At 63.1% G+C, this 12073-nt stretch carries 14 protein-coding genes and 1 pseudogene; 8 read left to right on the top strand and 7 right to left on the bottom strand.

Annotated elements, in window-relative coordinates; all coding sequences use genetic code 11:
- Nucleotides 1-319 (top strand): annotated as a pseudogene (locus tag EN993_RS22585) (hypothetical protein); the annotation flags it as partial.
- 2 nt (nucleotides 320-321) lie between these two features.
- On the opposite strand, the gene EN993_RS37910 reads toward EN993_RS22585, so the two are convergent.
- Complete coding sequence (locus EN993_RS37910; RefSeq protein WP_109660551.1) at nucleotides 322-408, bottom strand: putative RiPP precursor; 87 nt, start codon at nucleotides 406-408, stop codon at nucleotides 322-324.
- 188 nt (nucleotides 409-596) lie between these two features.
- Nucleotides 597-686: a putative RiPP precursor gene (locus EN993_RS22575; RefSeq protein WP_109660553.1), complete on the bottom strand. Its 90-nt coding sequence runs from the start codon at nucleotides 684-686 to the stop codon at nucleotides 597-599.
- Between the two features lie 235 nt (nucleotides 687-921).
- On the opposite strand from EN993_RS22575, the gene EN993_RS22570 reads away from it, so the two are divergent.
- The 3 genes from EN993_RS22570 to EN993_RS22555 all read left to right on the top strand — a co-directional run bounded on the left by EN993_RS22570 (nucleotide 922) and on the right by EN993_RS22555 (nucleotide 4782).
- Nucleotides 922-2490, top strand: coding sequence for a WD40 repeat domain-containing protein (locus EN993_RS22570; protein ID WP_164757761.1), 1569 nt, complete (start codon nucleotides 922-924; stop codon nucleotides 2488-2490).
- 43 nt (nucleotides 2491-2533) lie between these two features.
- Nucleotides 2534-3085 (top strand): isochorismatase family protein, encoded by a 552-nt coding sequence (locus tag EN993_RS22560; RefSeq protein WP_127264859.1) that lies wholly within the window; start codon nucleotides 2534-2536, stop codon nucleotides 3083-3085.
- A 461-nt stretch (nucleotides 3086-3546) separates the two neighbouring features.
- Nucleotides 3547-4782, top strand: coding sequence for an amidohydrolase family protein (locus tag EN993_RS22555; RefSeq protein ID WP_127264858.1), 1236 nt, complete (start codon nucleotides 3547-3549; stop codon nucleotides 4780-4782).
- Between the two features lie 321 nt (nucleotides 4783-5103).
- Here the strand turns inward: EN993_RS22555 and EN993_RS22550 are convergent, their stop codons facing one another.
- From EN993_RS22550 to EN993_RS22535, 4 genes are all read right to left on the bottom strand, one after another.
- On the bottom strand, nucleotides 5104-5370 hold the full coding sequence (locus EN993_RS22550; RefSeq protein WP_127264857.1) for a hypothetical protein: 267 nt from the start codon (nucleotides 5368-5370) through the stop codon (nucleotides 5104-5106).
- Between the two features lie 75 nt (nucleotides 5371-5445).
- Complete coding sequence (locus tag EN993_RS22545) at nucleotides 5446-5652, bottom strand: hypothetical protein (RefSeq protein ID WP_109660562.1); 207 nt, start codon at nucleotides 5650-5652, stop codon at nucleotides 5446-5448.
- 210 nt (nucleotides 5653-5862) lie between these two features.
- Complete coding sequence (locus EN993_RS22540; protein ID WP_164757760.1) at nucleotides 5863-6921, bottom strand: DUF535 family protein; 1059 nt, start codon at nucleotides 6919-6921, stop codon at nucleotides 5863-5865.
- A 212-nt stretch (nucleotides 6922-7133) separates the two neighbouring features.
- Nucleotides 7134-7874, bottom strand: a complete 741-nt coding sequence (locus EN993_RS22535; RefSeq protein ID WP_109661387.1) for a sulfotransferase family protein — start codon at nucleotides 7872-7874, stop codon at nucleotides 7134-7136.
- A 243-nt stretch (nucleotides 7875-8117) separates the two neighbouring features.
- On the opposite strand from EN993_RS22535, the gene EN993_RS22530 reads away from it, so the two are divergent.
- The 3 genes from EN993_RS22530 to EN993_RS22520 all read left to right on the top strand — a co-directional run bounded on the left by EN993_RS22530 (nucleotide 8118) and on the right by EN993_RS22520 (nucleotide 10299).
- Nucleotides 8118-8336 (top strand): exopolysaccharide production repressor protein, encoded by a 219-nt coding sequence (locus EN993_RS22530; RefSeq protein ID WP_245468936.1) that lies wholly within the window; start codon nucleotides 8118-8120, stop codon nucleotides 8334-8336.
- A gap of 562 nt (nucleotides 8337-8898) precedes the next feature.
- Nucleotides 8899-9201, top strand: a complete 303-nt coding sequence (locus EN993_RS22525) for a DUF1236 domain-containing protein (RefSeq protein WP_126069833.1) — start codon at nucleotides 8899-8901, stop codon at nucleotides 9199-9201.
- Nucleotides 9202-9504: 303 nt separating this feature from the next.
- Complete coding sequence (locus tag EN993_RS22520) at nucleotides 9505-10299, top strand: hypothetical protein (RefSeq protein WP_127264854.1); 795 nt, start codon at nucleotides 9505-9507, stop codon at nucleotides 10297-10299.
- 52 nt (nucleotides 10300-10351) lie between these two features.
- Here the strand turns inward: EN993_RS22520 and yghU are convergent, their stop codons facing one another.
- Nucleotides 10352-11218: a glutathione-dependent disulfide-bond oxidoreductase gene (gene yghU, locus EN993_RS22515; protein WP_127264853.1), complete on the bottom strand. Its 867-nt coding sequence runs from the start codon at nucleotides 11216-11218 to the stop codon at nucleotides 10352-10354.
- A gap of 233 nt (nucleotides 11219-11451) precedes the next feature.
- On the opposite strand from yghU, the gene EN993_RS22510 reads away from it, so the two are divergent.
- Nucleotides 11452-12073, top strand: a 622-nt coding sequence (locus tag EN993_RS22510) for a S1C family serine protease (protein ID WP_164757759.1), incomplete at its 3' end; no start/stop codon positions are given.

The following is a 12073-nucleotide window of genomic DNA, read 5'->3' as shown; positions in this document are numbered from 1 at the left end:
CAGCCAGGGCTATGTCAATGGCAACGTCTCCGGCGACCATGTGGTCTACACCAGCAGCGGGCTGCCGGCCGAATTCAGCCGCGAACAGCCGTTCGGTTTTCACTCGGTCATGCTGAGCGCTGCCTGGCTGAAGTCGGAAGGGGAGGTGGCGCTGATCGAAAGCTGGCTTGGCGAGCAGCTGATCTCAAGCGATCAGGTCACGCTGTCGGCGCTGACGCCGTTGCACTACGCCCCGATGCTCAAAGCCGTAACGCGTGTTCGCCTGTCGACGAAACACTATTGGCAAATGGTGTTGGACGATCTGGTGCTGACGCGCTGAAATCAGGATATCGAGGCGCCGTTTGCCGCCGTGATCGCCGAAAGACGGCCTTTTTTCAAAAGAATAGGCTTCACATAGATCTTCTTCATTTTCAGACTCTCCTAAAATCCCAGCTTGATGATCGCAGACTGCGGCCATCTGTCAACCACGCGGGCTGAAGGCAATAATCTGCAATAAATCCAAAGGCTAGCGACAAAGTGCTCGGTCTGTAATTCCTTGTTTTACGCAATTCCGTCCGGAAAGCCGGCTCGATCCAGCCAGCCAGAATGCGCCGGGATCATATTGTGGGGCTGCTCGGGCCGTTTGCCGTGATGGCTGAAAGCTTGCCCTTCCTGACGAAGGTCGGCTTCGCGTAAGTCTTCTTCATCGTGGTCTCTCCTGAATCCCTTCGCGAGGATGGCAGATACACGACATGTGTCAACCAAGCCGGAAGGCATGCGAGCGTCGGCAAAGGCGCGAGCCCTTCGCTCCGCACGAACTGTCGGGGCGGCGGGCTCTTGGCGATAGGAGCGCGCCGCTGGTAGTCTCGACCATTGCACCATGCGGCGGGCGACCGTCACGTCGCCAGGGCCACCAATAAACGCCCCGGGGGAAGAAATCCGATGGACAGGTTGGCTGACAGGCTGTTTGCGCTTCCCCTGCTGGCGGCGGCCATGGCTTGCCTGGTGCGCACATATCTGCTCCTGGGCGGCAGGGATTTCACCTGGAGTGGCATGGTGCGGATGCTGCATGGTCCGGCCACGCTTTGGCCGGTGGTGTTCCTGGCGGTGGGTGCGCTCTGCCTGCTTGGCGCCCTGTTGTTCTGGGCCGGGCTGCTGCCCGGCCGGCCGAACCATCCCACTGGGACGCCGCTTTTTGGCCGCGACGCCGAGATCGATCCCAAGGGCCGGCCGAACTTGCGGCGCGCCTTCCTTGTCTTGCCGGTGATTGCCGTGCTGATGCTGCTGGCCGGCCAGGTCTTGTGGCGGGCGCAGGGCCCGGGCAATGGGGTGGCTTCGCCAAGCCAACCCAAGGCCAACGAACCAAAAATCCCTGAACCGAAGACCAATGAGCCCAAGGGGCAGGATGTCGCCAGCGTGCCGCCGGCGCCGGAGCCATTTGCCCCGCTGGCGCCGACCGCTCCGCCGCCAGAGGCCGCCAATCCGCCTGCGGCACCCGTGCCGCCGACCCCGCCTGCGCTGGTGCCACCGACGCCGCCGGAGGTCGCGGTCATTCCGCCGCCCACCGTGGCGCCGCTGCCGCCGGCTCCGCCACCGCTGCCGACGCAGCCCGAGGGCCACCGCGACGCGGTCGTCTGGCTGGCGGTGGCGCCCGACGGGCACTCGATCATGAGCGCCAGCACCGACCACACGATCAAGCTCTGGGATATGGCCGGCAAGCACCTGATCCGCAATCTCGGCATCCACAAGGATATGGCCCGCACGGCGTTGTTCATGCCCGATGGCGTCAGCGCGCTGACGGCCGGTGACGACGGCGAGATCGTGCAGCGCAAACTTTCCGATGGCGCGGTGCTGCATGTCTTCTCGGCGGGCGGCAATGGCGGCGTCAACAAGCTGGCGATCAGCCCCGACGGCAAGCGCGCCGTCAGCGGGCACGATACGGGCAACGTCATCGTCTGGGACCTCGAGAAGGGCGCGGTGCTGCACGTCATGAGCGGGCACGACTGGTCGGTCAGCGCCGTCGCCGTCTCGCCCGATGGCAAGCATGCCCTCAGCGGCAGCATCGACGGCACGCTGAAACTCTGGGACATCGAGACCGGCAAGCAGCTGCGCAGCTGGCACGGGCACGAACAAGGCACCTATGGCGCGGTGTTCACCGCTGACGGGCGCCATCTTGTCACCGGCAGCGGCGACTACACGATCAAGCTCTGGGATGTCGACAGCGGTCGCGAAGTGCGCCGCTTCGAGGGCCATGAGGGCATCGTCTACGCGCTGGCGTTGTCGGCCGACGGCAAGCGCCTGGTTTCCGGCTCACTCGACGGCACGGCGCGGCTATGGGACATGGACAGCGGCAACCAGATCGCGATGTTCGACAGCCAGACAGGCCCGATCTATGCGGTGGCCTTTGCCGCCGACGGCACGGTGCTGACCGGCGGCAACGACCGCACCATCCGCGACTGGCCGGCCACCGGCGGCGATGGCGTGGTGCTGTTTGCCGGCGCGCCGGAGTGAGCAAATCCTTGATCACCTTGTCCGCCGTGCTATGTAAAAAACCATGTCAGCTGCCAGCCTCCCAGACAAAGCGCCGCTCATTGTCATCGATCTCCAGACCGGCATGTTCGACGGCGTGCACGAGCCGCCGATCCATGATGCGCCTGATATTGTCGAGCGCACCAAGGCGGTGATCGACTGGGCGCGGCATAGCGGCCGGAAGGTCGCCTTTGTCAGGCATGATGGACCCGAAGGCGATCCGCTGGCGCCGGGCGAGCCGGGCTGGCCGGTCTGGCCCGCCCTTGGCCAGGCAGCGGACGAGCCGACCTTTGCCAAATCCGTGCGCGATGCGTTCAGCAATCCCGCCTTCGGCGACTGGGTGGCTGGGCAGGGCGCCGGTGCTGTCGTGCTGCTGGGCGCACAGACCGATTTTTGCGTGGCGGCGACGGTCAAGGGCGCGATGGCCAGAGGACTCGGCGTGACCGTGGTTTCCGACGCTCACAGCACGCTGGACAACGCCAGCGAGAGCGCCGAGCAGGTCATCATCAGGCACAATGGCGAATTCACTGAAGCCGGCGTCAATCTGGTGACGACGAAGGCGCTGGTCGGCGGCTGAAGCGGTAATGAACGTCGCTGCGGGCTGTCGCCTCGCGTGGCGGGTGCATTGTCCGGCTCTGCCGGCGCACGACTTCACCGATCGCATGATGGCGCCAGTCGGCTGCCGTGGTCGACGCGGACGGGGGGGCGCATTGTTGGGATGGCTCGGGCGCCCGCGTCAACCAGGGCGGCTCGTACCGCCGCATTAGCAGCATTGCATATTGCGCGCCGGTCGAAACTTCCGCGAAAGCGGAATAGGCCGGGGCTGAAGTGCAGATTCGGCGCCTGGGATTTCGGCGTGCCTAAAGCGCGTCGCGTTTGAACGGATTCCGGCGGCGCGCTTTAGGTTCTTTGTTTCTATGCATGTCGTTTTCCCAAAACCGAGGTCACTTTTGGGCGACATGCATTAGAAACGGTTTCTCTTTCCTGCCGCATCGACCGCCGGCGGACGAGCGGCGACGACTGCGCTTCAAACGATGGATGGCGCCCTTGAAAGAACAGACGATTTTCCGAAACGCCAAGCTGGCCGACGGCTCGCTGGTCGACCTCACCGTGACCGAAGGGCGCTTCGGTGCCATCGTGCCGGCGCAGAAGATGGCGGACCTCGCCGGCATCGACCTTGGCATTGTCGATCTTGCTACTGTTGATCTTGGGGGCCAGCTTGTCGTGCCCGCCTTCGTCGAGGGCCATATCCATCTCGACACGTCGTTTTATGGCGACGCCTGGCGTCCGCACATCCCTTGCACCAATGGTTTCGACGTGCGCGAGCGTGTCGCCTTCCAGGCCAGGAATCTGGCCGCCGCCGCCCCAATGGCGGAGCGGGCGAAGAACCAGCTCGAGCTCTGCATCGGCCATGGCAGTCTCGCCATGCGCAGCCATGTCATGGTCGACGGCTCGGTCGGCCTGACGCATCTGGAAACGATCCTGACAGTGCGCGAACAGTATCGCGACCTCATCGACATCCAGCTCGTCGCCTTCCCGCAAAGCGGCATCCTGGCCTCGCCGGGCACGCCGGAGCTCCTCGAAGAGGCGCTGAAGCTCGGCTGCGACCTGATTGGCGGGCTCGACCCCGCCAGCTTCGACCGCGACGTGAAGGGTCATCTCGACGTGGTATTCGGCCTGGCGCAAAAACACGGCGCCGGCGTCGACATCCATCTGCATGATGGCGGCACATCAGGCCTGTTCCAGGTCGAGGAGATCGCCGCGCGGACAAGGGCGCTGGGCATGCAAGGCAACGTCGCCGTTAGCCATGCCTATGGGCTGGGCGATATTCCAGCCGACGCCCTGCTGAAGGCCGGCGAGATGCTGGCTGCCTCTGATGTCGCGATCATGACCAATGCGCCGGGCAATCACGCCTTCCCGCCGGTGGCGGCGCTCAGGGAAGCCGGCGTCACCGTGTTCAGCGGCTCCGACAACATCCGCGATTCCTGGTGGCCCTATGGCGATGGCGACATGCTGAGCCGCGCCAACATGATCGGCTACCGTTCCGGCTTCTACGAGGACCACGAACTGGCCGCCGCCTTCGACATGGTGACCCATGCCGGGGCTAAAGCGCTGGGGCTGGCGGGCTATGGCCTTGCGGTCGGCGCCAGCGCCGACTTCGTCACCCTGTCGGTGCAGCATGTGCCCGAGGCGGTGGTGGCGGTGCCCAAGGCGCGGACGGTTTATCGCCGGGGCAGGGCGGTGGCGAAGGATGGCAAGATGCTGACGCACTGACACGTGCCGCATCGCCGGCGCGTGAAAACGGCGAGCGAGAAAAATGGCCCGGCGGCCAGGTGCAAAGGGAGGCTCGCCGGGCCCGGCCGGCTTCTGGCGGTCGCCGGCCGATTTGCTATATTCGCCGTCTCTAATATTAATGCAAGCGCCGTCAAACCTCTTCGGTGGATAAAAGGCTGTCAGGCGTCAGAAGCCGACCGTTCCGGCCACCATCAGGACCAGCATGACGACCGCTGCGCTCCAGACGGCGGCCATGGACAAGGTTCTTCCGTCCAGACGAAGCCTGCGATGACCCTCGCGCGGCGGTAATTTCGACATCGCTCAGAAGCGGTCGAAGTCGCAGATGCGCACCTTCTGGATCACCCAGTGGTGATGGTGCCATTGCTTCCTGACCTTCACGAAGCAATGGCGGTCGTGATGCCTGCGCCAATGATGATCACGGTCGTGATACCGACGCCAATGATGACGGCCCATGCCCGTATCGCCGTTGTCCGTCGTGATGACGAGGCTGGCGGCTTGCGCCGGAGCGACGATCGTGGGCGACACGACGGAGATGGCGACTAGGGCCGAAAGAATGAAGTTCTTCACTATGGATCCTCCTTTATTAGTCGTTGCTTATGCCAATTCGAAAGACGGCTGTTTGTTCCGTGGGTGCGGACGCGATCAGTTTGCCGCTCTGCCATCCGCCGCCTGGATCGATCGGGCCGGTGGGGAAGACAGCGCGCGTTGATCCGAGGGCGGCTCGCTGAAGTAGAGCGAACTGCCCAGAACGAGGAACACGAAGCCCACCGCCATCAATCCAACCATAAGCACGGCAATCGCCGTGCCCGGGCCGTGGCCTGTCTTGATGATGGTGGACCGATGGGGCATCGCGCTGTTCTCCGAATTGGGCGCCGGCTGTTGTCATGCCGGAGCCTTCGCGACAAACGACAAGCAGGCCCCGATGTTCCCTTGTCCGGGCTTCAATCGGTCACGTCGGACTTTTGCTTTTTACTGTAGGACCAAGGTCTTAGATGCCAAACGCAAAAGTCCGAGGGGCCCTGTTCGGTTCCGGCAATGTCCATTGGACGTTCCATTATTTTAGTCAGAACTGATATAATGCTCGAGCAAAAAACTTAGCCGGCCAAGCGTCTTCGCCAAGAATTCGGGCATGGAAAATGTGGTTTTGGCAACACCCGAAGCGATTGACAACACGCCGTCGCATCTCGGCGGGCCGGTCTGCGTCTCGGCGCAGGCGGGCCGCGGTTCGAACAGGGTCCTGCCGATAGTCAGGAATTCGAACTTGCAGGACTCGCGCCGGCCGAGCGGTGGCGAGATATCATGGTTCCGCACCGGCATCGCGAAGCCGAATTCACCGCCTTCGCATCCACCACGGTCGAGCCAGTATTCATCCATGTCCGCATGCTTGCCGAGGCGCTTTTGCGGTGTGCGGAAATTGATGGTGTGCCTGGCGTCGGAGACGCCGAGAAAGTGACCGGCGCCGCCGCCGATCGCGATGCCTTCGATGACCAGCAGCGCCGCATCCTTCGGGCGCAGGCCGCACAGGTCGCGCGTGGCGTCGATGACGGCGCGTCGAGACTCCCGGCTGCCCTGGATCCCGCCGATGGCGACCGTGTAGCGGCTGTTGCCCATCCGGTAGAGGATGAAGCTCAGCGTAACCAGATCGAGCCGGTCGCTCTGCCGCGTCAGCTTGATCGAGAAGGCGCCTTCGTGGCTGCTGCCTGAATGGACGGAGAGGAGCATGCTCAAGCCATAGGCATCGCGCCGCCCGTTCACCATGCCGATATCCATCGCCCGCCCGCGCCATGCCGCCTCCAGCAGTTCTCGCGACAGGCCCGCCGCCGCCAGATTGAAATGGTCGGCAAGAAGATCGAAGCCGCGATGACCTGACAGACCAAGGGCAAAGAACTTGTAGGGCTTCTTGCGCAACAGATCGTCATTGGGGCAGCCCAGCCTATGCCGCCGCCGGAAGCTGGACAGGAAGCGGAACCATTTGAAGAAGCTCACTGGCTTCAACGCGAACCGGGTCAGGAACACCCGGGCTTGCCCGGCGCCCAGGCGCCTGCAGAGGCCCAGGATCTGGCTGACGACGCCGACAGTCTCGTGCAGCCAGGCACGCTTGCTCGTTTCGATGGTCAAGATGCATCCCACACGGCTGGATCGTTCGCCGGTGGGGGTAACTCCGGGGCATTACGTGGACATTGCAGGGATGCGTGGAAGGCGCTTTATGGCGCAAGACATCAGAGTGGCTGAGCGTCGCCTGTCTCCTTCCTCCCATGTCCTGGTTCCCGGGCGCTTGTTCCCATGCCCGCCGGGCAAAGACTGGATCTGGGTTGCCGACGGCCTGGAGGTCAGCCTAGCCACCACCACAGCGCCGCAACCACGGCCACTATCGCCGCGATCGCCAGCCCCAGCATGATGTAGGAGCCCTTGATGATGTCGCGGATGATCTTCTTGATTGTTTCGCGGTCGTTGAGGTTGGGGAAGGGCTCGTTGGGCAGTGCCACGCCGAGGAACTCGCAAAGTGGGCCCCAGCCTTCGGTCACCTTGTAGACCAGCAGCTTTTGCGGCGGCACCGCCGCCTTCACCTCCTCGATATAGGCGTTGTAGCGCGCCACCGCCTTGGCGCGGTCGTCCATCACGCCTTTCAGGGTGCGGCCCCACACCAGCTTGCTCGACATGTCCCCGAATTTCCGGCCGAAGGGCGTCAGCCATTCCAGGATCTTGAACTGCCAGACAGTCTCGGTGAAATAAATCGTGTCGATGGTGCTCTCATACCATGCTTCGGCGCCGCGCGGGTGGAGCGTCAGCAACACCTTGGCGTCGGGGTAGGCGGCCATCAGTTCCTTCCACACGCAACAGCCAGGATTGTCGACGGTGGCCGTATAGTTGGCGAACACACGGTTCCAGTCGTGCTGGCTGCCCGCCGGGCTGTTGGCCACCTTGCGCCAGAAATCGAGATGGCCCTTGTTGGCCTTGTTCATGATCACTTCCTGCATGTGGTAGGAAGGCAGGCCGAGCCTGTTCAGCGCGGCAAAGGTCGACCACGTGCCAGTGCGGCCGAAACCGGCCCCGATCAGTTTGAGCGTCATTTCCCCATCCCCCGGACTTGTTTTCTTCGTTACCCCAGTCCGTGAGCATCAAATTGCTCCCGACCAGGCCGGCGCGCAACAAATTTCGAGCGCGCGTACCGGACGGGCGACCACATAGTTGCGAAGTTGCTAAAATAATGGAACGTTGTCCGCGGGTAACGGGAATTTGGCAGGGAGTCGTTTGGAACCGGGCGGTTTCGACGATTTTGGGGAACGATGTATTTTGGACAGTTTCTTGTGGGGATGTCAGCCACGGCCGTCATTGTCGCGGTCTGGACCTATATGGCCACCAGTTCTTTCTGGGAGGCATTTGCCTGGACGATCGTGACGCTGCTTGTTGTGCAGGTCGGCTACTTCGTGCTCGTCGTGAGGCTGGTCTTCAGGCGCGCGCACCATGCCGCGACAAGCCAGGATCCAGTCGACGCTGTCCCGCCGCTGCATCGCGACGGTGTCTGGTTTTGAGGCCGGGCACTCGGGTTCGCTGAAACGGCCCATTCATTCGCTGTGCGCACAAGAACTCAAAGGTCGGAACCAGTGTTGACGCTTCGCGTTTTCCTGGCGTGACCGGGTGAGGCTGCCACCTCCACCGGCGCCGTTCAAGGCTCGCTCTGCTCCCGGCAGGGCGGGCCTTTTTCGTGCGGAGCTTTCCTGCGATGCTGAGACCAGCGGCCGGAACGACATGGCCTGCTCTACGTTAGCTGATGCTAAGGCAATTGAGCATATAGAGGCCGGTCCAGTCGCTGCCGGCTGCCGCCTTTCCAGATAAACGGGCGCTTGCCGTTGTGGCTGCCGTACCGCCAGCAGCTTTATGCGCTCTCCGCATTAATATCCAATCCGAATGACGCAATTTGTACGCGAGGTTTTTAGCCATTCTCGCGCCCGAATCTTAATATATGATCAGCACACGATCACTATTATTGGCCGATCAAGTGATGTTTGAATTCTGAATTTGAAATGGAACCTCATGCCGGCGATGGAGTTTCCATGCAGGGCGGAATTTGAATTCAACCTGTAGGAGATTGTTATGAAACTTTATCTTAAGAGTGCGGCGGCCGCGGTCGTCCTGATGGGCGGCATGGGCGTGGCCGTGGCGGAAAATGTCGTCGTCGTCCAGCCGGAGCAGGAGACGGTCGTTCGCGAATACGTCAAGAAGCAGCCGCTGGCGTCGGTGAACCTTCTGGGTGTCGAGCTCAAGCTCGGCTCGCCGGTGCCGGACACAGTTGAATTGCGCGAAGTGCCCAACGTCAAGTATCGCGTCGCGGTGATCAACGACCAGACCGTCCTGGTCGATCCCGATACCCATCAGATAGTTGAAGTCTTGCACTGATTGATGCTTGAGGCGGGGGTGCCCGCGCCACGCCAGGCTTGCCTTGGGAAAAGCCCGCCCCGACACCGCGTCGGTGGCGGGCTTTCTTTTTGAGGCCGGCTTTATCGGCTGTTCGGCGGCTGTTTGCCCTGCGTCTTCGCATGGCAGGCTTGTGCCTCGATCGCCTCGGCCTGCGCGATCGGCCGCATGCATCGGGCTGGCAAAGTCGTCCGCCAGGGTGCAGGGTTGCAGCGCGCGAACGTTCGCGAGCCGGCATATATCGATGTGCAGCCGGCCTTTCGGCCGAGACCTGAAAGCCCTTCGATGACCATCCCGCCCATCGAAACTGTTCGCGATGACGCACCCCGCATCCTGCTTCTGCTTGGCAGCGCACCCGACGCGGTGCGTTGCGAGCCCTGGCCGAAGCAGGCGTTCAGCCGGATCGTCGCCATCAACAATGCCTGGCGAGTGCGCCCCGACTGGGATTTCCTCGTCCATGCCGGCGATTTCCCGTCGGACCGGCTGCCCCACGACGCGACCTTGCGGCAGGCTCGGATATTCAGCGCCACGCAGTATGTCCCGGCGCAGAACGCCTTCGGTGGCTTCGTCTATGCCGGCGCCACGATGGCGCTGACCGCTGCCTATTGGACCATTCACAGCCAGAAGCCCGATGTGCTGGCATTCCTTGGCTGCGACATGATCTACGACCGGCCGGACAAGACGCATTTCTATGGCATTGGCCGGCCCGATCCGTTGCGCGACGACGTCACCCTGCGCAACCTCGAGGCCAAGTCGGCGCGCCTGCTCGTCCAGGCGTTGAAGCACGGCTGCCTGTGCATCAATCTGTCCGACCTGCCGCGCAGCCGGCTGGTGTTTCCCAGGCTCGCCTTCGACGCGCTTGGCGGCCTTTCGCTCACGCGGATTGCCGAAATGAAGGCGGACATTCTTGGCAGCCTCCGGCTCGACAAGGCCGAAAAGGCCGAGGAGATCGAGAAGGACCTCGGCTATTTCTACGAGGACGGCATGTACTGGAACCATCTCGACGAGATCGACGAGACGTTTCTTGCCGACATCGACGGACTGTGGATGTCGGCCGTCGAGCAGAGACGAGCGGGCTGAAGCTGCCGACCTCCCTCGCAGGAGAGGGAGGTCGGCGCGCTAGCTGTTCAGCTCACTCGGCCGCCAGCTTGTCCTGCGTGTTCGTGTCGAAGTCGCTGGCGTCATGGCGCTCATGCAACTGCAGGGCCGGTTCGCCGAAGGCGCGGTTGACCATGCGGCCGCGCTTGACCGCCGGGCGGGCGTCGATCGCCTTCGCCCAACGCCGCACATGCTTGTACTCCTGCACCGACAGGAACTCGGCGGAATCATTGTACATGCGGCCGAGCGCCAGCCCGCCATACCAGGGCCACACCGCCATGTCGGCGATGGAGTAGTCCTTGCCGCCGAGATATTCAGTCTCGGCCAGCCGACGGTCGAGCACGTCCATCTGGCGCTTCACCTCCATCGAGAAGCGGTCGATGGCATATTCGAACTTTTCCGGCGCATAGGCGTAGAAATGGCCGAAGCCGCCGCCCAGATACGGCGCCGAGCCCATCTGCCAGAACAGCCAGGACAGCACCTCGGCGCGCGCCGGCTGTTCGCTGGGAAGGAATTCGCCGAATTTTTCGGCGAGGTAGATCAGGATCGAACCGGATTCGAAGATACGCACCGGCGTGGCGCCGCTGCGGTCCATCAAGGCGGGGATCTTGGAGTTGGGGTTGACCTCGACGAAGCCGCTGCCGAACTGGTCGCCATCGTTGATCCTGATCAGCCAGGCATCATATTCGGCGCCCGTGTGGCCGCGTGCCAGAAGCTCCTCCAGCATGACCGTCACCTTGACGCCATTCGGCGTCGCCAGCGAGTAGAGCTGCAGCGGATGCTTGCCGATGGGCAGTTCCTTGTCATGCGTCGGGCCGGCGATCGGCCGGTTGATGCTGGCAAAGGCGCCGCCACTCGGCTTGTTCCAGGTCCATACTTTCGGCGGGGTGTATTCGGTCATCTCGGGGCCTCGTGTCTTGGGGGGCTTGGGGAAAGGATGGGCAGGTCCACCTAAAGCTAGGGCTGCGGATGGGGAAGTTCAACTTGCGTTGAACTATTGTTTTATGCCGCCGCTGCACGGAGCTTGCCCTGCTCGGGGGATGAGGTCAGCACCACCCCCCTTGCACCATCTCCCATGCGGCATAGGTATAAGAGGTATCGCGTCGCCAGAGCATTGCATCGCAGGACAAAAGCATGACCATCAATCCCAATCCGCGCTCGGTCGTTGCCGTGCGGGCCACCGTTCCCGAAGATGCCTTTACGGCCGGGGCGCTCGGCACGCTCAGGGAAGGCAGCGGCGTCGTCATTCGCAATGACGGGCTGGTGCTGACCATCGGCTATCTCATCACCGAAGCGGAGGAGGTCTGGCTGACCAGCCATGACGGCCGCGTCATCCCCGCGCACGCGCTGGCCTATGACCAGGAATCGGGCTTCGGCCTGGTGCAGGCGCTGGCGCCGCTCGGCCTGCCGGCCGTGGCGCTGGGCGATGCCGGCAAGGCCAGGATCGGCGACGCCGTCGTGCTGGCCGACGGCATTGGCCAGTCGGTGCAGGCCAGGATCGTCACCAAGCAGGAATTCGCCGGCTATTGGGAGTATCTGCTCGACGAGGCGATCTTCATTGCGCCGGCACATCCGTCCTGGGGCGGCGCCGGGCTGTTCGGCGCCGATGGCTCGCTGCTCGGCATCGGTTCGCTGCGCCTGCAGATGAGCCGCAACGGCGAAGTCGCCGATATCAACATGGTGGTGCCGATCGATCTGTTGCCGCCGATTCTCGACGATCTCCTGACGCGTGGCCAGGTGGCCAAGCCGCCGCGCC

The organism is Mesorhizobium sp. M7D.F.Ca.US.004.01.2.1 (assembly GCF_003997785.1).
In the GTDB taxonomy this organism is placed as follows: Bacteria; Pseudomonadota; Alphaproteobacteria; order Rhizobiales; family Rhizobiaceae; genus Mesorhizobium; species Mesorhizobium loti.
This window is presented reverse-complemented; position numbering and strand designations above follow the sequence as displayed.